22 protein-coding genes are annotated in these 20,388 nt (G+C 51.0%); 3 read left to right on the top strand and 19 right to left on the bottom strand.

Annotated elements, in window-relative coordinates:
- Positions 1-35: 35 nt before the first annotated feature.
- Together ACESY8_RS02785 and ACESY8_RS02780 are read right to left on the bottom strand one after the other, a co-directional pair.
- Positions 36-653: a hypothetical protein gene (locus ACESY8_RS02785; RefSeq protein WP_058722712.1), complete on the bottom strand. Its 618-nt coding sequence runs from the start codon at positions 651-653 to the stop codon at positions 36-38.
- Between the two features lie 31 nt (positions 654-684).
- Positions 685-1,569, bottom strand: a complete 885-nt coding sequence (locus ACESY8_RS02780) for a hypothetical protein (RefSeq protein WP_058722711.1) — start codon at positions 1,567-1,569, stop codon at positions 685-687.
- Positions 1,570-1,711: 142 nt separating this feature from the next.
- On the opposite strand from ACESY8_RS02780, the gene ACESY8_RS02775 reads away from it, so the two are divergent.
- Positions 1,712-2,032: a helix-turn-helix domain-containing protein gene (locus ACESY8_RS02775; RefSeq protein ID WP_058722745.1), complete on the top strand. Its 321-nt coding sequence runs from the start codon at positions 1,712-1,714 to the stop codon at positions 2,030-2,032.
- A 56-nt stretch (positions 2,033-2,088) separates the two neighbouring features.
- Positions 2,089-2,340, top strand: a complete 252-nt coding sequence (locus ACESY8_RS02770; RefSeq protein WP_207731714.1) for a helix-turn-helix domain-containing protein — start codon at positions 2,089-2,091, stop codon at positions 2,338-2,340.
- Positions 2,341-2,499: 159 nt separating this feature from the next.
- On the opposite strand, the gene ACESY8_RS02765 is transcribed toward ACESY8_RS02770, so the two are convergent.
- The 9 genes from ACESY8_RS02765 to ACESY8_RS02725 all read right to left on the bottom strand — a co-directional run bounded on the left by ACESY8_RS02765 (position 2,500) and on the right by ACESY8_RS02725 (position 11,663).
- Positions 2,500-2,898, bottom strand: a complete 399-nt coding sequence (locus ACESY8_RS02765) for a winged helix-turn-helix domain-containing protein (protein WP_058722710.1) — start codon at positions 2,896-2,898, stop codon at positions 2,500-2,502.
- 37 nt (positions 2,899-2,935) lie between these two features.
- Entirely contained in the window at positions 2,936-3,304 is a 369-nt protein-coding gene (locus ACESY8_RS02760) for a metal-dependent transcriptional regulator (RefSeq protein WP_071698929.1), read from the bottom strand.
- A gap of 16 nt (positions 3,305-3,320) precedes the next feature.
- Positions 3,321-5,069 carry an ABC transporter ATP-binding protein gene (locus tag ACESY8_RS02755; RefSeq protein WP_071698928.1) on the bottom strand — a complete coding sequence of 583 codons (1,749 nt, stop codon included), beginning with the start codon at positions 5,067-5,069 and terminating at the stop codon, positions 3,321-3,323.
- Positions 5,070-6,854 (bottom strand): ABC transporter ATP-binding protein, encoded by a 1,785-nt coding sequence (locus ACESY8_RS02750; protein ID WP_071698927.1) that lies wholly within the window; start codon positions 6,852-6,854, stop codon positions 5,070-5,072. It lies immediately after the preceding gene.
- Between the two features lie 15 nt (positions 6,855-6,869).
- Positions 6,870-8,336, bottom strand: coding sequence for an ABC transporter ATP-binding protein (locus ACESY8_RS02745; RefSeq protein WP_071698926.1), 1,467 nt, complete (start codon positions 8,334-8,336; stop codon positions 6,870-6,872).
- Between the two features lies 1 nt (position 8,337).
- Entirely contained in the window at positions 8,338-9,111 is a 774-nt protein-coding gene (locus tag ACESY8_RS02740; RefSeq protein ID WP_071698925.1) for an energy-coupling factor transporter transmembrane component T family protein, read from the bottom strand.
- Positions 9,112-9,226: 115 nt separating this feature from the next.
- Positions 9,227-9,829 carry an MptD family putative ECF transporter S component gene (locus ACESY8_RS02735; RefSeq protein ID WP_044940852.1) on the bottom strand — a complete coding sequence of 201 codons (603 nt, stop codon included), beginning with the start codon at positions 9,827-9,829 and terminating at the stop codon, positions 9,227-9,229.
- A 128-nt stretch (positions 9,830-9,957) separates the two neighbouring features.
- A complete protein-coding gene (locus ACESY8_RS02730; protein ID WP_044940849.1) occupies positions 9,958-10,938 on the bottom strand; it encodes a helix-turn-helix transcriptional regulator in 981 nt (326 codons plus the stop codon).
- Between the two features lie 140 nt (positions 10,939-11,078).
- Positions 11,079-11,663, bottom strand: a complete 585-nt coding sequence (locus tag ACESY8_RS02725) for an SLOG family protein (protein WP_071698999.1) — start codon at positions 11,661-11,663, stop codon at positions 11,079-11,081.
- A 103-nt stretch (positions 11,664-11,766) separates the two neighbouring features.
- Between ACESY8_RS02725 and ACESY8_RS02720 the strand changes: the two genes are divergently transcribed.
- A complete protein-coding gene (locus ACESY8_RS02720) occupies positions 11,767-12,102 on the top strand; it encodes a helix-turn-helix domain-containing protein (protein WP_009257986.1) in 336 nt (111 codons plus the stop codon).
- 33 nt (positions 12,103-12,135) lie between these two features.
- Here ACESY8_RS02720 and ACESY8_RS02715 read toward each other — a convergent pair whose 3' ends face one another.
- The 8 genes from ACESY8_RS02715 to ACESY8_RS02680 form a co-directional block, all read right to left on the bottom strand.
- Positions 12,136-12,549 carry a hypothetical protein gene (locus ACESY8_RS02715; RefSeq protein ID WP_009257985.1) on the bottom strand — a complete coding sequence of 138 codons (414 nt, stop codon included), beginning with the start codon at positions 12,547-12,549 and terminating at the stop codon, positions 12,136-12,138.
- Between the two features lie 5 nt (positions 12,550-12,554).
- A complete protein-coding gene (locus tag ACESY8_RS02710) occupies positions 12,555-13,466 on the bottom strand; it encodes a ParM/StbA family protein (RefSeq protein ID WP_071698924.1) in 912 nt (303 codons plus the stop codon).
- Between the two features lie 195 nt (positions 13,467-13,661).
- Positions 13,662-13,994, bottom strand: a complete 333-nt coding sequence (locus tag ACESY8_RS02705) for a pantoate--beta-alanine ligase (protein ID WP_071698923.1) — start codon at positions 13,992-13,994, stop codon at positions 13,662-13,664.
- Between the two features lie 293 nt (positions 13,995-14,287).
- Positions 14,288-14,527: a hypothetical protein gene (locus tag ACESY8_RS02700; protein WP_009257982.1), complete on the bottom strand. Its 240-nt coding sequence runs from the start codon at positions 14,525-14,527 to the stop codon at positions 14,288-14,290.
- A gap of 2 nt (positions 14,528-14,529) precedes the next feature.
- On the bottom strand, positions 14,530-15,066 hold the full coding sequence (locus tag ACESY8_RS02695) for a hypothetical protein (RefSeq protein WP_009257981.1): 537 nt from the start codon (positions 15,064-15,066) through the stop codon (positions 14,530-14,532).
- Between the two features lie 22 nt (positions 15,067-15,088).
- On the bottom strand, positions 15,089-15,721 hold the full coding sequence (locus tag ACESY8_RS02690) for a hypothetical protein (RefSeq protein WP_009257980.1): 633 nt from the start codon (positions 15,719-15,721) through the stop codon (positions 15,089-15,091).
- A 14-nt stretch (positions 15,722-15,735) separates the two neighbouring features.
- The gene (locus tag ACESY8_RS02685) at positions 15,736-18,195 is read right to left on the bottom strand and encodes a hypothetical protein (RefSeq protein WP_009257979.1); all 2,460 of its coding nucleotides are present in this window, start codon (positions 18,193-18,195) and stop codon (positions 15,736-15,738) included.
- On the bottom strand, positions 18,192-20,306 hold the full coding sequence (locus ACESY8_RS02680; RefSeq protein ID WP_009257978.1) for a hypothetical protein: 2,115 nt from the start codon (positions 20,304-20,306) through the stop codon (positions 18,192-18,194). Before ACESY8_RS02680 ends, ACESY8_RS02685 begins: the two co-directional genes overlap by 4 nt.
- Positions 20,307-20,388 lie beyond the last annotated feature (82 nt).

The following is a 20,388-nucleotide window of genomic DNA, read 5'->3' as shown; positions in this document are numbered from 1 at the left end:
GACCCCGCAGACCGAATCTGCGGGGTCTTTTCATGTTATTCTATTTCTGCATCCTCTTGAATAGTCGGATAGATCATCTGCCACGCCGGGAGAAAGTCCAGTTGAACCAGCGCGTTGCGGAAGGCCCTCGATAGTGGGTCTACAAATTCCCTTCGGCTGTGAAGCAGTTCCACGATATAAAGCTCCCATGTGTAGTGGGGTCCCCGCTGTTTCTTCCACAGCGGATAATACGCCCTCTCTGCTCGGAACATCAGAAACTCTACGATTGAGATACAGTTCTCGAAGGAATAGAGCTTTGCCATATGGAGCATCCCGGCGCTGTCATAACGCGCTACGGGAAAGTCCACTTCTGCCTCTGACAATGTAAAGTCAAATGCGGAGGCCGGGAAAGCCATCACAGTGTTGAACAGCACCCTTTGAGCTGCCAGGAGCAATGTTTTTTCTCGCCGCAAAAAGGAGATATATTCCTCCCATGTGAGGTCGGCCCAAAACCCGTCCACATCGCTTTTCTTTTTCCAAGTGAACAGCGTGTCCTCCACCCGGTAGGTTAAATAGGTCAGGTACCCGTATGTTGTTTCTTCATCATACAGCTTTGCGTACATGCCGGTACGAAGGATTTGTTCTACCAGCTCTTCATTTTGATCCCAGTCCATTGTTCCACCTGATCTGTCATTTTTAGCCCAATTAAAAATTCAGGAAATCAAGCCCGGCGGCCGTTGACATTGCAATTACTTCATTTGGGTTGTTCTGCAATTCCACCTCCGTCCCCAGTGCGCTCATCAACAGGCCGAAGGTATCGTGCATCCCCAGCTGATTCTGCATATTGTATGTGGCGGCGTACTCCGGAAAATAGGCCCAGATATAGTTCATCAATGCGGGGTAGTTGATTAGGCCGCCAGTCCTTAACTCCTCGTACTGCCCCCATAGTTCAAACAAGGCGAGACTGCTGGCCCGCTTGGAAAAGAACAGATACCCCAAGGTATTGTCAATTCCTTCCCGTACATCCTCTTCGGACTGCTCCGATTGCTTCAATACGGTTTCCGAGAAGTCGCAGTTCCAAATAGGATAGCAGACAGCGAGGACTTCCTCTCCTGTACCTGTTTCGATCCAGAAGACGCCGTTCATCAGCGGCTTGTAGCGTGCAGTACGGCCCCGCGGCGTGGCAAGGGGCGCCGGGTAGGGCCCAAAGTATTCCGGATGATACTCCATATTGAAAAAAGCAACATCACGAAGCGAGGTTTGTCCGTCTGCGTACATTCCGTGCCGGACCTGATACCGATAGATCTCATACTCAATAATTTTATACCCATGTCGTTCCTCCGCAAACGGATAGAGCAGCACACGGGAGTCCTCTTCCGACATTCTTCCGTATGCCATAGCCTCTTTTGATATGGCTGGCGAGGAGCGTTCCACCACATAGTATTCGTCCGCTAAAAACCTGCCGTCCTGTTTCCGGGCCGCGATATAGTAGACGCCGGGGCACTCCTGACATGCCCTTACTATTCCACCAACTGTGTCGTCTAAACAGAACGGCAGCCTCTCCGGGGGTGATTCTCTTTCTCGATCCATGCGTTTCTCTCTTTTCCCGTGTGGCGTTTTACTCAATTATAACACCATTAAAGTGCTATTGCATAAAAAAGCACACCACGCGCACCCTAATGTCACACCACAAAAGTGTACCATGAGGGAAATGGTGGTGGAGGAATCGTATATGGAGATGGACTTTATTAGAAACCGTATTACAGAGTTACGGGTAAAAAAGGGGATTTCCGAGTATCAGTTAAGCTATGATTTAGGGCATAGCAAGAACTATATTCATAACATTGTAACGGGGTATTCCCAGCCATCTGTGAAAGAACTGCTCTATTTGATTGACACGCTCGGTATCACGCCCCGTTTGTTTTTCGATGAGGAAACAGAATACCGAAATCCAATTTTAGTTCAGGAGATTATAGATGGCATCAAGTCGATGAACGATCAGGATTTAGAAGCTGTTCTGCTGATGGTCAGGCGCTTGAATGAGAAAAATTGATGGACATGAAATCATGTAATTAAGATATTATACCCGACATACCGGGAATATTCAAGATGCAACATGTCAAATATAATAGGAATCACAAAGGGGTGGTCTCTATTATTACTTACGATCCGCTCTGGGATACCATGCGTCGAAAAGGAATTACGACCTATTCTTTAATAAAGGATTATTCCTTCAGCAAGGGGACATTGGATTCTTTGAAACAAAACCGGAATATCTCAACCGCAACACTGAATGACCTTTGCAACATTCTTTCTTGCAGGGTAGAAGATGTTCTTCGCCACATTCCAGACAAAATATAAACGACGCTTTGAGGGCATTACTGCTCACACCAAAGCGTCGTTTTTTATATCTGCTTGCTGGCTGGCGTTACTCTAATCTTGTCGATTTACTCCATGTATAAAGTATTACTTACCTAAAATTCGGCCTTTCTATTGTCTTGTCTTTAATGGTCAACAGTGTTACGGTGGCAAGAATTTATAGCCCTTCCCATACACGGTTTGGATAAAGTCAGCGTTCAGCTTATGGCGCAGCTTGTAAATGATGCTGGAAATCCCCGTCCAACTGCTGTCAAACGAATCAGGGGCGGCGAACTCATAGATCTCCCTTTTTGAAAATACCCGTCCGGGCCGCCGGGCAAGCAAATGAAACACATCGAACTCCATAGGAGTCAGCTCTATGAATTTGCCCTGCCAAAACACTTGACGGCACGCAGCGTCGATACATAAAGCCTTATAGCGCAGAGGGGCAGAGGAAAGATCCGTACACATGACCAGTTCTGTTGACTCTATGAAGGCCATGATTTTCTCTGCGGTTTCAAGATCATCTTCTTCGACTGATAATATGAACAGTTTTCCCACTACATCACCTCCGATAACCTCGACTGCCAGACCACTTTTACTTGTCCTTTAGCCCTGATTTAATTTTTTGAAAACTGTCATCGCTGATTGCGTGCTCCATGCGGCAGGCATCCTGCTCGGCAGTCTTTGGCTCTACACCTGCATCCACCAGCAGACGGATGAAAAAGCAGTGCTTCTCATAAGTTCTTTCGGCAACCTCTCGGCCCACATCGGTCAGGTGCAGGAAAGAGTCTTCGTCCATGGTGAGAAACCCGCCCTCTTTCAAGGTGGCTACCGCATGACACACGCTGGGTTTCGATACATCAAGGTGCCGGGCCACATCTACGGAGCGCACCATGCCTTTCTTCCTCTTTAAGACAAGGATTGCTTCCAGATAATCTTCGCCAGATGCGTGTAATTGTTTCATGGGGAGCTCCTCTCCATCAAGACAGGCTCCAACCGGCAGAGTTCATACGGATACGGACGAAATCCTGATAAATACCGGGTTGTTCCATCAATTCCTCATGGGTGCCATGCTGCGAGATATGTCCGTCACTGATGACCAAAATCTGGTCGGCGTTCTGGATGGTATTCAAACGGTGGGCAATGACCAGCAGGGTCTTACCCTTTACCAGTTCGGAGATAGCCTCCTGAATATAGCTCTCATTGTCAGTGTCCACGCTGGCGGTCGCCTCGTCCAAAATTACAATAGGAGCGTCTTTCAGAATACAGCGGGCGATGGAGATACGCTGTTTCTCACCGCCGGAGAGGGTTGCGCCGCCCTCTCCCACCACAGTCTGAAATCCGTCAGGCAGAGCCATGATGAAATCGTAGCAGCGGGCTTTCCTCGCCGCCTCATAGACCTCCTCCTCGGTGGCGTTTGGCTTGCCCATACTGATGTTGTTATAGATCGTGTCCTGGAAGAGATACACGCGCTGGAATACCATGCTGATGTGATCCATTAGCTCCGCGAGGGGGACTTGTCGGGTGTCCACGCCCCGGATGGCAACACTGCCGCTTTTCACATCCCACAGCCGGGCCAGCAGATTGGCGATGGTGGACTTCCCGCCGCCGGAGGGGCCCACGAGAGCGGTCATGCTATTGGGGAACATCGAGAAGCTGATGTGGTGCAGCACCTCTTTGTCCTGGTAGGCAAAGGCTACATCATTGAACTGCACCTCCGGCTGGCCTGGCTGCGCTTGAGCCGGGATATGCTGTTTCCCTGTGTCCGGGAGCTCCGGCTCATCCAATACAGCCTCAATGCGGTCCAGGGCGGCGTTCATCACAGTCAGGCGGGACGCCTCGCCATAAAGCGCCTTGAGCGGCCCGAACAGGTCAAAGACGAACAGGAGGACGCCCAGCACATAGGCCAGAGAAAGGACACCGCTCCGCTCCAGAAAGACCGACAGGCCAAAAATCGCGGCAATCCCGATTCCATAAAGGACATTCAACCCCATGGTCCACGGGGTCATCTTCCGTTCAAAGGCGAGGGATGTATTTCTGGACCGCTTGAAATTGCCGGTCAGTTCTTCCGATTTCTCACCCAGCAGGTTATAGCTCTTGATGACCCCGATGCCCTCCACAAAGGACAGCACCGCGTCCGTCAGCCGTTCGCTCTGTTCCTGGCGGCCAGCGGCTTCCCGCAGGGAAACCTTGTTCATCCCTCTGGAAACCAGCCACGCCAGGATGGTCACAAGGGCCGCGATCAGGCCCAGCTGCCAATTCAGATAGAACATGAACCCCAGCAGGACCAGGGAGGACAGCAGATAGCTCATCATGTTGCCCAGCGTGCTCATGGCGACTTCTTCAATAAACACCATATCGGTGCTGAGGACAGAACTGATTTTGCCGATATTGCCGGAGGTGAAGTAACCCATAGGCAGTTTCCGCAGGTGTCCGCCCAGCTCCATGCGCTTCTCGGCAAACATCAGGTAGCCCGCCGCGCTCTGGAGGCTGTCGCTGAGGTAGTGGACCAGCATCTGCACCAGCACGGCCGCCGTGAGGCCAAGACCCACATAGAGGCAGGTCTGTCCGGTCAATGTTCCGGCGGCAAAGCCGCTCAACACCACAAAGGCCAGGAAGATCGGCATTTTAGACAGGATCGACTCCACAAACGCGCAGGCAAAAGCGCCCTGAATACGCCCTTTATATGGACCAGCAAGTTTCAAAATCCTTGAAAACAGTGCAAACATTTAGTTCCCCTCCTTTGCGGTATGTATGTTCCATTCGGCGCTGTCCTGGGCCGCCTTCCACAGCTTTTGATATTCCGGGCAGGACTGGATCAGGTCCTGATGCTTTCCTGCCGCAACCAGTTTGCCGTGGTCTACGACGCAGATTTGGTCGGCGTTCATAATAGCAGGCAGCTTATGGGCGATAACAACCAGAGTCTTGTCCTTCACCAGTTCCGCAATCGCCGCCTCCATCTTCTCCTCGTTCTCGGGGTCAGCGTAGGCGGTGGCCTCATCAAGCACCACAATAGGGGCGTCCTTCAGGATGGCACGGGCCAGAGAAATACGCTGGCGCTGACCGCCGGAGAGCATCTTGCCCGCATCCCCCGCCATGGAGTGGATACCTTGGGGCAGCTTTTCCAGAAACTCCATACACTGGGCTTTTCGCGCTGCCTCCAGGACCTCCTCATCGGTAGCGTTCAACCGTCCCATGCGGATATTCTCCAGCAGAGAGGTGTTGAACAGGTATTGATCCTGCGCTACATAGGAAATACGGCTGTTCAGCGCCTCCAGGCTCATGTCACACAGTTTCTGTCCGCCAATGGAGATGCTGCCTTTCTGCGCGTCATAGTAGTGGATCAACAGCTTTGCCAGAGTGCTCTTGCCCGAGCCGGACTCTCCCACCAGGGCCGTTTTCTGTCCGGCCTTGGCCGTAAAGCTGATGTCGTGGAGCACTTCATCCTCCACCACCATGGGTTTTCCGTCCGGGCCGGGCTGTGTCTTGGTGTAGCCAAAGGAAACATGGTCATAAACGATGGTATCATCCTTGCCGTGGAAGCTGTCCGGCGTCTGCTGAAGCTCCGGCGCATCCAAAACCTGCTCCAGCGCAGAAATCTTGTAGTTGAGCTGGGGCATGGTGGGCAGGAAGCCCAGGGATTTGAGGAGCGGCATCCCGATGCTCAGGGAGAGGCACAGCACCAAAATCAGGTCTGGCAGAGCCGACCAGCCGGCGAAGACAAACCACGCCCCCAGCGGCAGAGTCAAAATCACAGTGCAGGGAAGGAGGCTGCTGTAAATTGCCATCCAGGGCCATGCCGCCTTGTACCAAGCCAAGGTGTAATCCCGGTAATCCGAAACATCCTTGCGAAACCGCTCATAGGAGTCCGCGTCCTTGTTGAATACCTTGACGACCTCCATGCCGTTGATGTACTCAATGATGGTGTTGTTCATCTTCTGGCCGGCCATATAGTAGGGGCCCATTTTCTTCATGCCCACCGAGTACATGGTCATCATGGCGATCAGGCTGATGGGGATGGAGGCCAGAGACAGCAGCGCCAGCTTCCAGTCCACGAAAAACATAGCCACATAGACCGCGATGGGGACCATCAGGTTTGCGATTCCCTCTGGCATGGAGTGGGCCAACAGGACCTCCAGACTGTCCACATCATCGACAAACAGCTTTTTGACCGTGCCGGTGCCCTTGTCCTGGATCACGCCCAGAGGCAGTTTCTCAAACCGCTTTTGCAGGGCAGTCCGCAGCCGGAGCAGCGTGTCATAGGCGGCCTTGTGCGAAAGATTGAGCCCCCAGCCATAGAGAACAGCCTGCAAGACCAGGCACACCAGCACCAAAGCCACCCGCAGGATAAGAAACGAAGCGTCAAGTTCCGCTCCCATCACCAGCGGAGCAATTACCTGGTAGGCCAGCACAAAGGGCAGGACGCCCATCAAAACGCTGACCAGCACCACCGCTGTGGCCGCATAGAGGCCCTTTTTATGCGGCCCCGCGTATTCAAATACCTTTTGAAACATGATTTCAACCTCCCATCAATGAAAATACTGTTCCGACAGAGCTTTCAACATCTGCGGCGTGAGCCGGTGGTTTTGAACGGCCCCCTGGTCGTCCAGCTGGACCACCTCCGTACAGGTCCGGACGATAAACTCAAAGTCGTGAGAGACCACAAACACGATCACGCCGGAAGCGGACAACTGCTCAATCAGGCGGCTGACCCGCACCATGGAGTCATAGTCCAGGCCGCTGGTGGGCTCGTCAAAATAGATCACTGGGCTGTCCTTGACGATGGCCGCGCCAATGGTGACCCGCTGTTTCTGCCCGCCGGAGAGGGCCGCCGGGTGCTGTTCCCGGTATTCGGACAGCTCCAGCGCCTCCAGCGCGGCGTCCACCTTCTCTTTGCAGTCCTCCCGAATCCCAAGAGAGAGTTCTTCCTCCACACTGCTGGCAAAGAGCTGGTAATCCGTGTCCTGCATGACCAAATAGGACAGCGCCCGGCGCTGGCGTGGGGTGAGCTTTCTGCCGTCAAAGGTGATCTCGCCGTTCCGCTGCTTCAAGAGGCCGGTCAGGATGGACAAGAGGGTGGTCTTGCCCGCTCCGTTGTGGCCCAGGATGCCGATCACATCCCCGGCGTGGGCTTCAAAGCTGACATTCCGAAAGACCTCCTGCTCTTTCGGATAAGCAAAGGAAAGGCCCTGCACACTCAGCAGGTGTTTCCCCATTGGGCGGCGTTCTTTTTCCTGATAATGCTCCGCATCCCGCTCCGGATATGCAGTCCGCAGCCCATAGGATATGCGCGTTCCCTCCGGTAAGGAGCAAAACTGCTCCCTTGTAAATTCCTGTTCGATTTTTCCGTTTTGTATGAGAAATACCCGGTCGATTAAATCACGCAGATAGTAAAAGCGATGCTCCACCACAAAGATGGTGTATCCGTCCCGCTTCAATTTTCCCATAATCTCCGCAAGCCGTTTGGTGGCCGCATAATCCAGGTTTGCGGAGGGCTCATCGAAGATATAGACCTTCGGTGAAAGCGCGTAGACCGAGCCCACGGCGATCTGCTGCTTCTCTCCGCTGGACAGGGCAAAGATACTCCGGTTTAGGTAGTCCGCCAGTTCCAGATCCTTTGCGGCTTTTGCGATGCGGTCAATGGTTTCCTCACGGGGGAGGCCCATATTTTCGCAGCCAAAGGCCAGTTCCCGCGTAGTGTCCGTCATGAAGAACTGGGAGCGCGGGTCCTGAAATACCGTCCCCACCTGCCCGGCCAGCTGTGCGGGCTTCATTTCCAGCAGGGAGCGCCCATCCATCACAAGGTCGCCCTGTATCTCACCGGGATAAAAGTGCGGGATCAGGCCGTTGAGTGAGCGGATCAGCGTGGTCTTGCCACAGCCGCTTCGCCCGGTCAGGAGGATAAATTCGCCGGTCTGCACCGTCATATCAATGCCACGGAGGGTAAAGTCCTTGCTCTCTTCATAGCGAAAGCTGAAATTCTGAAACGAGATCATGTCACACCCTCCACAAGATGATTTCCCCGATTCGGGTCTGGTCCAGGAACAGCAGCGCCGCCAGAAAGACAACGCCCAGCAGGGACACCAGGACCTCCGGCCAGGAGAAGCGAATGGGGCGCAGGGCGTACCGTTTGCACTCCAGCTCCAGCCCCCGGGTGGTGCCGGAGGCCGCCAGCTCGTCCGTGACCTTCAGGCACCGCATCAGCAGGGGAATTAAAATATACTCAATGGTGGCAAGAGGATGAGATACCCGTTTCCACAAGGTGTCGCTGATCCCCCGGATGTCCATGGTGCTACGGATCTGCCTGTATTCAATCCGCAGGGTGGGGATATAGCGGAACATGACCACCAGCGGGATCGTCACCGCCTGGGGAAGCCGCATCCGCTGGAGCGCCACCATCAGGTCGTCCATATAGGTGGTCCGCAAAATCCAAAGGCCCATCATCACAATGGGAATCAGCTTCAAAAGCGTCACGCCGAACACGCTCATAATCACGCTCAGTACCGGCACCTGCACATAGCGGAGCAGGGCGTTGAGATAGGCAACGATGATGTAGACCACAATCATCTTCAAGGCCCACTTTCCGCCGTTCCCCACGGCAATAAACAGGCCATACACCAGCATGAGCGCAAGGCTGACCACCTCCCCAGCCAAAAAGTAACTGACAAACCCGATACAGACCAGAAGTAAAATCTTGCAGCGGGGATCTAACAGTGCCGATCCATGAAGGGGCTGCTGTTCAATGATTTGTTTGATTTGTGATTCTTCCATTCCAATGCCTCCCTATCCAAATCAAAGCGCGGGGCCATTTTCAGCCCCGCGCCCTGAGATCAGGCAGCCCGCTTGCCTGCGCTTGTCTGATTGACTGCCGAGGGGCTGTGCCTTGTTATTTGACTGAAACGAGCCCTGCCTTTATAAAGTGCTTCTTCAAAGCCTTCTGCCCAATCACGGCGCCAATCAGTCCACCTACCAAGCCGGCCGCAACGATGACCACCAGCATGGGGACGGAGGTGATATTCAGCATCCCGTCTATGTATTCCTGGGCAATATTGTTCTTCTCCATGGCTCCCACAAAGGCGCTCTGGAGGAACTTGATGGGGCAGATGGCGCTGAAGGCAAAAATGGCGCTGAACAGGGCGTAGGCCACGGTCATGGACTTCATGGTGATTTCTTTCCGGCCCATGACCAGGAAATCGCAGATCACACCGCCAATCACCAAGCCGATGGGGATAAACCAGAAAGCGCCCACCAGCAGGAACAGGATAGCCTGGATTGCGGAGCAGATGGTGAAAACGCCCTTTTTCGGTACCTTTGCCAGTAAGAGCATCATCACGATGCCATTGGGGATCGCGACAACGGATGGATAGAACACATTGGTCACTGGGCCGGCCACACTCATAATGGTGCTGATAATCATGCAGATGATCCACATGAGGGCGGTCAGGACGCCAATCAGGATAAAATCTTTCGCATTCAACTTCTGTTTCATGCTTTGCCTCCTCTAAACAACAATATGCGTTGAGGTTAGCACTTACTAACCTCAACGCATATTGTATCAGTTATGCCTTTCTAATTCGACCCAAAACCTGCCCATTTTCACCCAAAAGCAGTTAAAGGTCACTGCTTTGTGTGGTTGAAGCGTGTCTCCCTGTAATGTTTGGGTGCAACACCGTATTTTTTCTTGAAGGCCGCCGCAAAGTTGCTCGGTTTTCCATACCCTACAATCGCAGCGACCTCCCCCACATTCCAGTCTCCGTCCAACAGCAGTTGCGCCGCCTGTGTCAACCGCTGCTCAATAACATATTGATGGATCGGCATACCGTAGAAGGAAGAAAATCCCCGTGTCAGCTTGGTCAGACTCAGATGTACCTGTTGAGACAGTTCTTCACAAGAGGGGGCAAAGGCGAGCTGGCTGTCGATGATCCGTTTTGCTTCCATGATGGCAGTCCGCTCCGTCCGGGACATGGAAATATTTTTGCCCATCAGAATGTCCAATTCCAAAACTTCTCCCAGATAGATGGACAGCAGCTCCAACAGTTTGCCGTCCAAATAGAGATAGCCCAGCCCCCCGCGGTATTGAGAAAATTTGCTTGTTTCCGACAGTATTTGCTCCATAATTGGTGTGACAGAGACTTTGGCAATACCATTCAGGAGCTTCTTTTCATAGACTGTAATTTCCTGTCCGTCAAAGTAATCAGCAAGGAGTTGTGAAAAGTAGGGAATTGGGATTTTAATGCTTTTGAATGAGAAGTTACTGTCTTTTTTGTAGCAGATATATTCTGTGCCATCATGTCCAGCATAGATACAAGACTCATTTTTCTGTATAGTAATAGAACGATTCTCATTCATTATCCCCCATGAAATTCCATCATTCAGGCAGAAAATGATTTGCATATATTCTCCACTAACAGGACCCTGCACATTCATATCGGATTGATAGCACATTTTCCAGTCTGAGAGGATAACGCCGTGCTTGATTTTTGTTTGAGAAATTTGGCCTTGCCCGACTTCTGAAGGAATGTCCATAGTGATTGTCTGAGGGGTATTGGTTATCAAATCGTTATAAAGATTGGTAAGATATAGACTGCTATGTGACATAACCCACCTCTTTCTAACTCGTTCAAGTTAGCTATCGCTAATCAGATGATACCCGATTTTTCCTCGACAGTCAAGGTGGCTTCGTATTACCAAAACCGCACACCTTTTTAGTTTTTTGGAGAAACAGTAACATATTTTGCCTAATCCGTATGCCTCTCTCTGTAATGATCTACTATGTTTATAATTCCTGTGTCTGGATGAATCAACACTATTGACAAGTTTCTTTTTTCAGCGATCCCTATCGCTGTCTCCACTCCGCTGTAATGTTTCGGATCATTATCATAAACAGCTACAACATAGTCGGCCTGCCCCATCATATATTCCGTGCGTTTTTTATACCCTTCGGCTCCTGGGTGTTCTGATCCCATCAGCACCTTGGCACAGCCCTCTCGGAGTTTTCGCTGCCGTGCCTGGCTCTTTGGGTCCCATCGGACATCATGGCCGGGGAAGGGGCAGACCATCACAACATCCAATTCCCGATATTCTACCTGGCGCTGCATATCCAACAGGATTTCGCCTGCCCACATGTCTACTCCCAGAGCTCCCCCAACGAAAAAGCAGCGCACACCGCTCTGGTAAAGTGACACAAATACATCATGCATCCGCTTTTTTATGCGCTTGCATGAGGTCATATATTCATTGTATTTGAATTTGAAGCGGGTAGGGTGTTGACCAATCACCGCACACGAACATATTTTCACTTGTTTTTCCTCCAAATTTTTCATCTTACGATCATTATATATGCTATGGTTGATTAAACTCAACTATAGTCGCTTAATTTTTCATGCTATAGTGGATAAAATGTAACTATAGTATGGAGGATTGCGAATGAGTGAGCTTTTGAAAGAAATGGGCCAGCGGATTCTGGAGCGAAGAAAACAATTAAATATGACACAGGAGACTTTGGCAAATTTGACGCATCTCACATCGCAAACCATCTCGTATGCGGAAATGGGGCAAAAAGCGATGCGCCCGGAAACCATGCTGAAGATCTGTGAAGCACTTGGCATCAGCGCAGACTATTTACTGCGTGGTAAAATTCTTGAAGCAGACACTTCGTTGCTCCAGCAGAAGATTTCCACATTGACACCCAGCCAATACCGCCACTTGGAACAGATTATCGATCACTTTATTGCTGCCATACAGGAAAAGGAAGAGGTATGAGAGTCGGCACAGCTTCGCTCCCATACCTCTTTTTTAGCCATTTCTACGGAAAGCCGCCATGGTGCTGGCGATCAGATTGCGGGTCATATCATCAACTTCGGATGCTCCCTCTGATGGCTCTGTCGTCTGTTCCTGCGGCGGCAGGGCTATTTTATTTTTCTTTGGAGGAGAGGATTCCCCGGTCGAAACTGCCTTATCCGAAGCCTGCTCATCCTGACGCATAATTTCTCGCACTATCGCTTCAATGGCCGCACGGTCAATGGCTGGCACTTTTAACGGCTGCGGATCGTCAGAAAAATGAGTGTTATAGTACACAAGCGCATTTGCAATATACTGGGCTTTACTGTGGGGCGGTTGTAGTTCCAGCAGTTCAACTGCGGCCCGCTGCACTGGGTCACCGATATTGAACCGCAGGGAGAAGCGCCCCCTTTCTTTTTTGGCCGTCATGATTGTCACCTGCCCACTGTTTCAAGCCGGTACAGGTATTCAAATCCAGCTGCATTGGCGTTGATGTTCGTGACGAACAGAGGCGTTCCCACCTTGCCGGAATCCTCGATCTGCCGGCGCAACAGAATAGCGCCGCCGCCCACAAACACCACTTTGCAATAGCGCAAATCCAACATCCGCTCTCGTAGAGTGCTGAACAAGTCGTTGACAAACTCCTGCGCCAGTCGTTCCACAAGCTGTATAGCCTCGGCCGGATACTGTGTCCGTCTGCCCATGAGGATGGCATCCACATCGCCCTCATCCAACAGCAAATCCAACTCTGCATTTCCTCTGGACCTGATTTTATTGTATAACAGGATAACGCCGTTTTCCAGCGAATCGCAGGAAGCGAGGTCGGCTTTTCCGTTTTTCAACAACAGATAATCCGCTGTAAAGCCTCCAATATCCAATACGACTGCCTTTGGGTCATCCAACAGGGCGTGTAGCATTGTGGCCGCAGCTGCGTATGCCTGGGGATAGCAGGCCACATCCTCAATGCTGATGGTGTAGTGTTTGTCTCCATACATAAACTCAACAAGCCCGCGGCCTTGAAAGTAGGCGGTGAATTTCTCTGCTTGAGAGCCAAAATGTGCCGGGGGCAGACCAACAGCCAACTGGATGTGCTGCTGTTCTTTTTCACCAATTCCCCGGGCGGTTATCTCTTCTGCAATAGCAATCAGTGTAAGGACAAAAAATCGGTCATCCTCCGTCTTATCCTTGTGGAACGGAATACGCTCATTGGACAGTGTGTAATAAGTACCACAGTATTGCAGGCTCTGGCCGAACGGCCGGGTCAGACTCTGCTGCAGTCCAGACACAAAGGGCTCGCCATGAACGGTTTTGATTTGTTTGTTGCCATGATCGACACCAATTAACATAGATAATTGCCTCCTTTTTTGCTTTATACATATCCTTTACGCCTGTATGACGCCTTTCTCAACAAAAAAGCAGGAAAGTTTTTATCTACAACGGTATCATCGAAAAATCAGGGGCGTGGAATAGTCGGCCTGCACCATAAAAAGCAGCATCGTCCTGATACATTCGAGGCGATGCTGCTTTTCTATCAAAACTGTTTAGCTTTCAACTTCCACATGGAGCTGGCTGGCGACTTCCTCTACCGACATACCATTTTTCATTGCCAGCTTCACAATCTCTTGAATTTTCTGCTTTTTCGTCTTACGGGGCTTTCGGGGAGCCTTGGGAGCAAGGATCTCCTGCTTTTTTGCCTCCAGAGATTTGATGCGTTCCTTTGCTGCGGTGATCTTCGCATCGTACTCTTCTACAACAGTTTTCTTTTTCTCCTCCAGCTCATTGATGGACTGATTTATCTTCGTGATTTTTTCATCCAGTTCATTCGCTCTCTCTTGCGGGGTACGGCGCTGACGCTTGCTCTCGGCTTCTGCCATTTTAAGATCACCTTTCTTTTGTGCTTAATTGAGATGTGCTTATGGTAAAAGAGTATCATATTGTATGTCAAAACACAAGAAGATGAAGTCGAAGCATAGTAGAAAATTGGGTTCAAAAGGACATACAGTTATCAGATTATAAAATACTGTAAAATGATTCCGATTGATTTAACACGGGCCATGTCAGCCCCAAAAAGAAGGGCCGGGTAGAGGAATATTCCTCTGCCCGGCCCTGTTATGAATTTACACAGATTCTGCCCTATGCTTTTGATAAGGGCAGACAAAGCACTTTTTCAGTCATCCGTCTTAATCAGGAGATAAAAACTGTCGCCGGCGTCGCGGGCTTCTTCTCTGCGCCAGTCCTCTCTATAGGGAAGACTATAGAAGCCGCATATATAGCGAACATCATCGTTATTCACTCCCGTTTGGCCCAAAGAGCCGAAACAGTGGATCACACAATCTCCATCCTCATTTCGACGCTCCAGAAGCCTGAAGCGGCCAGCGAGTTTCCTGTGGACTTTGCTCCAATCCATTGTTAAACCTCCCATTGGCCGCGGCCGATAAGCACCGCTTTCTTTCCTGCCTTTTCCGGGATCGGAAGTTCAATGCGCATATTTGCGCCGTCACCTTCGACTTTCCCCTTCGGCAGAACATATCGCGCAAAACACTCCCACTGGGGTTGTCTATAACGGCCAGTCAGTCCGCAGAGCCCGCTGGCAGCCGACCACTGGTTGCACTCGCTGCACGGGAAGCAGACTTTCCTCTCGTCCTGGTATGCCTGTGTGGCCTTGTTGTCCGCCACCAGGCGCTCAAAACGCTGGATCAGTTCTTCCTCATCGGTGACGATATAGAAAAAGTTCCCATAATGCAGAAACCGCCCCGAAATTACCGTGCAGCCCTGATAAGCCTGACGCTCTTCTGACCGCTGCCACTCCGGCTTCCGATTTACAAAATTCCCGTACCACTCATAGATCGGGTCCAATGTGTACTGCTCAAACAGCGGATAAAGCCGTTCCAGCGTCTCTATTGGCTCCCATCCCCAGAAGCCGCCATTTATTTTAATGATCGTCATGGTATGTACCTCCCTGCTATAATTAGGTGTGGACGCTGTACTGGGCTTTCTGCAGGTTATCCGCACCATGCAGGATGATGCCGCCGCAGATTCCCGTGCCCCGGGGCGTGACCTCTTCAAAGAAGAAGCTGTACGGCGCACCGTCATCATAAATGAGGATCTTCTCCGCATCCCGCCACTGGAAATGGTGTTCCAGAGTTTTCCCCAGCTTGTGCCGCAGGAGCGGTCGCTGGGCGATTTGATGGAGATTCTGCCTGCTGTGAAATTCAAAGCGGCGGGTCACCTTCTCCGGCACGGAGAGCTGGCTCCAGTTCCATCCGGCCATATCCGTCCCGGCCTCCACACACTCGTGGAAGCGGCGGTAGGGCAGCCGCACCCACTCCTCATAGCCGCGCAGGCTGTCCGCACCGGCGCTTTGCAGCCAGGAAAAGCGGATCACCAGCATCTCGCCGTCCAGTGCCCGTGTGAGCCGAAGGGCGGCATAGCAGCCGCAGTCAGCCACGATAATCTGACGCCCCGGCTCCCGCTCCAACTGCTCCAGCGTATCACGCAGGATTGCAAAGCGGTACGGGGATTTATGCCTCCGGGATATGGTGTGGAGATACAGCAGTTCTTCACTGCAGGATACTTTTACCAAAATACTGTCAAACATCATAAAGAAACCTCCTGTCATGCCGCATGGGCTCGGTCCAGTGCGGCCCGTTCTACAAAAAACGATTCTTGCTTATACTGTTCCTCTGCCAAAGTCACTGCAGCGCCTCCCAGAGAGTCAAGATACTGGCGCCCATTTTTGGACTTTGAGATGTAGATATAGATTGGGGCGCTGACATACCGCCCACTGGGATAGCATCCGCGATACTGATTTGACAGCACCGCAACTGCGTCGAGTTCTTCCGCTTTCTGCGTTGCCAGTGCCACTACCATTTCTTTTGCCGCCGTCTCTTCACTTTTCTTCAATCCAGAGGTATAAATGTGTTCCAGAAACAGCACCAGCTTCTCACTGTATGCGTGACTGCCTGTGGGAACATCTTCTTTGGACAGATCAGCAAATTCAAAATTGAGCGTTGATGGCTGCTGGAAAGAGCCTTTCGTCAGCCGGAGACACGCCCGTGCTACTACGCTCTCGTCTTTGTAAACCAGAATGATTTTTTTGTTGCTATCGAATGCGGCCAAAAGGCAGTCCCTCTGGCTGCCCTGATAGCAGGATAAGCAGGTAAAGTGCGGAAGCTCGCCCATGCGGATTGTGTGGTAAAAATCATCCACCTCTTTCGCCATAAGGCCCAGTCTGGTCAAAGAGAGATTCTGTTTCCAGACATCTTCCCGCGCCTCTTGAATTGGGTAATGGATTTCCTGCTTCAAATCACCAGCAAAGTATTTCAGTTTATAGAACTGGCCCATCAGCTCTGCCTGTACAATACGCCGGAGCGCCTCGCAGTTTTTTTCACTTTCGTTCCTATACTGCAATTCGTTATACAGCGGGCGGACCATCGAGCTGCCGCCCCGGAGCAGGAAATTCACAATCCCCGGCTGATACTCGCGGACGAACTCCTCGGAAAAGCCCATGTTTTCTTTCAGATAGGCCCAATTCTGATCGGTAACCAGTATTGAGCCGCACACCTGACTCCAGTTTGAAAAGCCTGTGATCTTGGAAGCGTTGCTGACCGCGAAAACCGCATCCGCCTCTGCCCGAAATTCCGGGATAAATGCCTGAATCTCCGGATAGTGCTGCAGCATAAGCATTGCAGTCTGCCGCGTCAGTCCCCGGATGTGTCCGAAATCTTTCTCATACCAAGCTCCAAACGGCTTTTCCAGCAAGCATTGAGTTACCTGTTCCAGCGCCTCGTCTCCGATATTCTGGCTGACAAGATCCCGCTTTATCAGCTGCCGGATCGTGAGCATCCTCTGGTCCACGGAGAGCGGGGAGAGTTTGGCGTACAGTCTTACATATACTTCCTCTTGGTGCCACAACAGGCGCAGCTCCTCAAAGGTATATTGCTGGCCCTCTTCCAAAAGTTCAAAGTAGCTGGTTGTCCGTTCAATAGAATCACTGTCCTTTAAGTTCTTAACCGTCAGTGAATTGAGATTACAGCGTTCGCAGAAGCCACTCACAAATAAAAGCGAATACCGCCCCAGCGAGAAAAATAGTTCGCTGTTCTGATTCACCAGATTCAAAAAATGCTTTTTCTTGTGCTCCACCGCATAGATAAGGAGCTGGACTTGAAAATACTCTACTTGTTCAAAATTGATGTGAAGGCAGCCAGCGTAAAGGGCATTGAGATAACTCAGCCTGCTTTGCAGGATTTTCTGCCGCCGCTCTTTGCTGATGGGCAACAGCTGACTCAGCCACCATTCGACATCATATTGTCCGGCCCGGTTTTCCAGCCAGAGCGTCCAGAATTCCGATAAATCTTCCGCATCATACTCGAAGGCTTCCATCAGCCGGCGGAATTTTTCTACATCCGGCATTTGTAGCCATTTGAGATTTTTCAGACTGTCCGCATCCAGAAACAACTCCACTCCCCACACATAGTTCATCATCAGGATTTTCTGGAGGGGCAGATTCTGCTCCAACAGCTCTACAGCCTTCCGCTCATGGTCGTGCCAGTTGAATAGATAAGTGCCAAGAAACGGCAGACGCATCATTGAACGCTGATGTTCCGTCAGCGGAGAGATTTCCTGCCACTCCAGAACAGGGAAGGTATCCAGGTTGTCTGCGACGGCCTGCTCCTCTTCTTCATACCGCACCAGCGGCTGGTAGTGTTTCATGTACTCAAATTTCAGGGAAGGCTTGAGATCCAGCACCGCCGCCTCCAGCACCTGCTCCTTCGGATATTGGGACAAGTGCTCCTGATAGCTGCTTGCCGCATGGAGCATCGTCTGAATAACAGATACCGCTATTCCATGTGCGCACAGAGCCTGATATAATTCCGCAAATTCTGGAACTTGAATCAATTCCCTCTGGATTTGCGTGGCTTCTTCCTTGCGAATCTGCTCTTGCAGACCCATATCTTCGATTTTTTTACAGGTCTGATCCAGTATTTCTTCTGGAAATTCTCCAGTGAAACGCAGCTGCAGCCCATCGCGCCCCATTCGGGACAACAAAGATAAATGCTTTTCCGCATAGATCATGCCGCAAGACCTCCCATCATTGTTCTTGCCATATTCAAAATTTTCTGTTCGTCTCCTGGATTGTATCGTGCCAAATCACCGCACAACTTGAAAAATTGTTCTAATTCGTCCGCTGCAAATGCCGCCGCGCAGCCCGCAGGCTGTTCCCGCAGCTTTTCGTACACCATATCCAGGGCTTCTTTCACATCCCTATCGTAATAGAAACTTTTTGTAAACTCTTTTAGAGAAGACATCGTACCGTCATAGGTCTGCTCCAACCGTTCGCATTTCTTCTGGTGCTCCTGCTCCCGGCGAAGGCGTTCCTCCCGTTCCGCTTTTTCAGCGTCGGCTTTTTGATCGGCTTCCAGCTCTTCCTTACTGTAGAATTTTTCCTTTAGATGGTCCGCACGGCCACCTGTGTACTTCCCGCTGGATAAAAGGCTTCGCAAAACGGACGCAAGCAGCCGCCTGTCGTATAGCCGCTGCACATCCGAATCTTGTAAAGCGCACCAGATAAACTCTTGATAGCATTTCGGCTCCATTTGGAAAAAAGAAGCCTCGATCCATTCAAAGAGCTGCCGATGCTGCTCTTCTGTCAGGAAAGAGCGTTTGATAAAAAACTCATAGTCTCTGCTGCTGTACCGATTACCCCTTACAAAAAGTTCATGAAAGAAAAACCGCTCCCCAAAAAACTTCTGGAGCTGCACTGGAGTGTATTTCTGCAGCAGACGCCGGACAAAACGGAAGCCCTGCCAGCTGGAGATATTCATGGCATATCCCAAGAGCAGTTTCATCGACTGCGCAGAGGGGCCGTCTTCCTGATGCTGTTCAAAAAACTGCCACAGCCGGATTTCTTTTCTCTCTACCAGCAGAGCAAAAGCTCTATCGGAGGAACGGTGCCATTCCTGGAAGCCATCACAGTAATCAGCGCCCGTTAATTCCCGGTATCTTGCCAGCCATTGAATAATTGGCGTTTTTCCACAAGAGCAGAGCATCTGATCTGTAAACAGTTCCCAGTAATCGCCTTGCGGCACTTCTTTTGCCAGAATATCGTACTGGGGGTCAAAGGCGTCAAAGCGATACGGGAATTCCTTTTTGACGGTTTTCAGCATCCAGATCATTGTCTGTGGTGCGGATGGTATGAGTTCTTTTTTAATCGCCTCCCAGAGATTTGGATACCCATTGTACTGGACAGCAAACCTTTCATAGCGGCCAAACAACCATCCAACATAGGCATAGAGCCCTTCCGACAGTCCATCCGGTTGGTTTAAGAGCATTTGGCAGCACGCCGATGCGATTTTTTCTGCGGTGGTCCCGTTCCAGGAGATCCTGTCCGGGATTCTGTCTGCCCACACACAAAGGGAATTGGTCAGTATAATTTCCTCACCGCTGTAGCCGGCATCTGTCAGGATTGAAAACTCCCGGCTGTCCGGTTTCATGTTCATTCTGAAAAACTTCGTCAGTGTTCGCAAAACAAGATCTGACTTTCCGCGATACGACTTGATATACGGAGCATAATGCTGGACCAGCCATTCCAGCACGCCGCAGTTTTCAGGCAGGGAAAGCGTGCGTTCTTTCCCCAGCAATCGGAGAAGCTGGCTGTGCATAGTGCGGTACCCTTCCTCCTGGTCATCGAACAGAGACAGGACAAACAAGGCATCCTCGGTCTTGGCATATTCTGTGGCAGCCAGTTCATCCAGCAGGGCGTGTCGGCGGGGCATATCTGTTTCCAACAGATAAAGAGCCCCTTGCAGGTACACATCTCCATTGGAAGTCCGCCGGATCATCTGGAGAAAACTGCCGCGCTGATTTCCAACAAACATATTGTCTAACTGAAGCGCACGGGTTTTCCCCAGTGCCAGCGCCAACGCACGAATAATGCGGACATCTTTTCCCAGCTTCTCTTCAAACCGTTCCAGGACCTCGCCGGGGTAACGGAGGTTATAGGCTTCAAAATAATTCTGTCCTTCTGCCTTTTGTTGCCAGATTTGCGTGTCCACAATATTTCGATAGATCTCCCAGGCTTTTTCTTCTTGAGAGGTGTGTACGACAAGATCTACAAACGCATAGTACAGTTCAAGATCAATGACCTGTTGATATACCTTGTAGGCTGGCAGAAATTCGTTATTCATCTTCGCTCCCTCCTCACTTTGATTCGCTCCATCTGCCTCCAGTAGAGTAATTCCACTCAATCGTTCCATCTTCATAACGGAT

Source organism: Clostridium sp. ATCC BAA-442 (genome assembly GCF_964239415.1).
GTDB classification, from domain to species: Bacteria; Bacillota; Clostridia; order Oscillospirales; family Oscillospiraceae; genus Flavonifractor; species Flavonifractor plautii.
The sequence above is the reverse complement of the archived record's forward strand: the minus strand, read 5'-3'. Positions and strand labels throughout refer to the sequence as shown.

What these genes read in the sequence shown, in the direction of transcription:
- ACESY8_RS02710 (WP_071698924.1), bottom strand. Translation starts at nt 13,466, where the DNA reads ATGTTAATTGGTGTCGATCATGGCAACAAACAAATCAAAACCGTTCAT.
- ACESY8_RS02770 (WP_207731714.1), top strand. Translation starts at nt 2,089, where the DNA reads ATGCAACATGTCAAATATAATAGGAATCACAAAGGGGTGGTCTCTATT.
- ACESY8_RS02785 (WP_058722712.1), bottom strand. Translation starts at nt 653, where the DNA reads ATGGACTGGGATCAAAATGAAGAGCTGGTAGAACAAATCCTTCGTACC.
- ACESY8_RS02780 (WP_058722711.1), bottom strand. Translation starts at nt 1,569, where the DNA reads ATGGATCGAGAAAGAGAATCACCCCCGGAGAGGCTGCCGTTCTGTTTA.
- ACESY8_RS02700 (WP_009257982.1), bottom strand. Translation starts at nt 14,527, where the DNA reads ATGGATTGGAGCAAAGTCCACAGGAAACTCGCTGGCCGCTTCAGGCTT.
- ACESY8_RS02740 (WP_071698925.1), bottom strand. Translation starts at nt 9,111, where the DNA reads ATGGAAGAATCACAAATCAAACAAATCATTGAACAGCAGCCCCTTCAT.
- ACESY8_RS02705 (WP_071698923.1), bottom strand. Translation starts at nt 13,994, where the DNA reads ATGGCAGAAGCCGAGAGCAAGCGTCAGCGCCGTACCCCGCAAGAGAGA.
- ACESY8_RS02715 (WP_009257985.1), bottom strand. Translation starts at nt 12,549, where the DNA reads ATGACGGCCAAAAAAGAAAGGGGGCGCTTCTCCCTGCGGTTCAATATC.
- ACESY8_RS02725 (WP_071698999.1), bottom strand. Translation starts at nt 11,663, where the DNA reads ATGAAAAATTTGGAGGAAAAACAAGTGAAAATATGTTCGTGTGCGGTG.
- ACESY8_RS02720 (WP_009257986.1), top strand. Translation starts at nt 11,767, where the DNA reads ATGAGTGAGCTTTTGAAAGAAATGGGCCAGCGGATTCTGGAGCGAAGA.
- ACESY8_RS02685 (WP_009257979.1), bottom strand. Translation starts at nt 18,195, where the DNA reads ATGATCTATGCGGAAAAGCATTTATCTTTGTTGTCCCGAATGGGGCGC.
- ACESY8_RS02775 (WP_058722745.1), top strand. Translation starts at nt 1,712, where the DNA reads ATGGAGATGGACTTTATTAGAAACCGTATTACAGAGTTACGGGTAAAA.
- ACESY8_RS02695 (WP_009257981.1), bottom strand. Translation starts at nt 15,066, where the DNA reads ATGACGATCATTAAAATAAATGGCGGCTTCTGGGGATGGGAGCCAATA.
- ACESY8_RS02750 (WP_071698927.1), bottom strand. Translation starts at nt 6,854, where the DNA reads ATGTTTCAAAAGGTATTTGAATACGCGGGGCCGCATAAAAAGGGCCTC.
- ACESY8_RS02680 (WP_009257978.1), bottom strand. Translation starts at nt 20,306, where the DNA reads ATGAATAACGAATTTCTGCCAGCCTACAAGGTATATCAACAGGTCATT.
- ACESY8_RS02690 (WP_009257980.1), bottom strand. Translation starts at nt 15,721, where the DNA reads ATGATGTTTGACAGTATTTTGGTAAAAGTATCCTGCAGTGAAGAACTG.
- ACESY8_RS02745 (WP_071698926.1), bottom strand. Translation starts at nt 8,336, where the DNA reads ATGATCTCGTTTCAGAATTTCAGCTTTCGCTATGAAGAGAGCAAGGAC.
- ACESY8_RS02730 (WP_044940849.1), bottom strand. Translation starts at nt 10,938, where the DNA reads ATGTCACATAGCAGTCTATATCTTACCAATCTTTATAACGATTTGATA.
- ACESY8_RS02735 (WP_044940852.1), bottom strand. Translation starts at nt 9,829, where the DNA reads ATGAAACAGAAGTTGAATGCGAAAGATTTTATCCTGATTGGCGTCCTG.
- ACESY8_RS02760 (WP_071698929.1), bottom strand. Translation starts at nt 3,304, where the DNA reads ATGAAACAATTACACGCATCTGGCGAAGATTATCTGGAAGCAATCCTT.
- ACESY8_RS02755 (WP_071698928.1), bottom strand. Translation starts at nt 5,069, where the DNA reads ATGTTTGCACTGTTTTCAAGGATTTTGAAACTTGCTGGTCCATATAAA.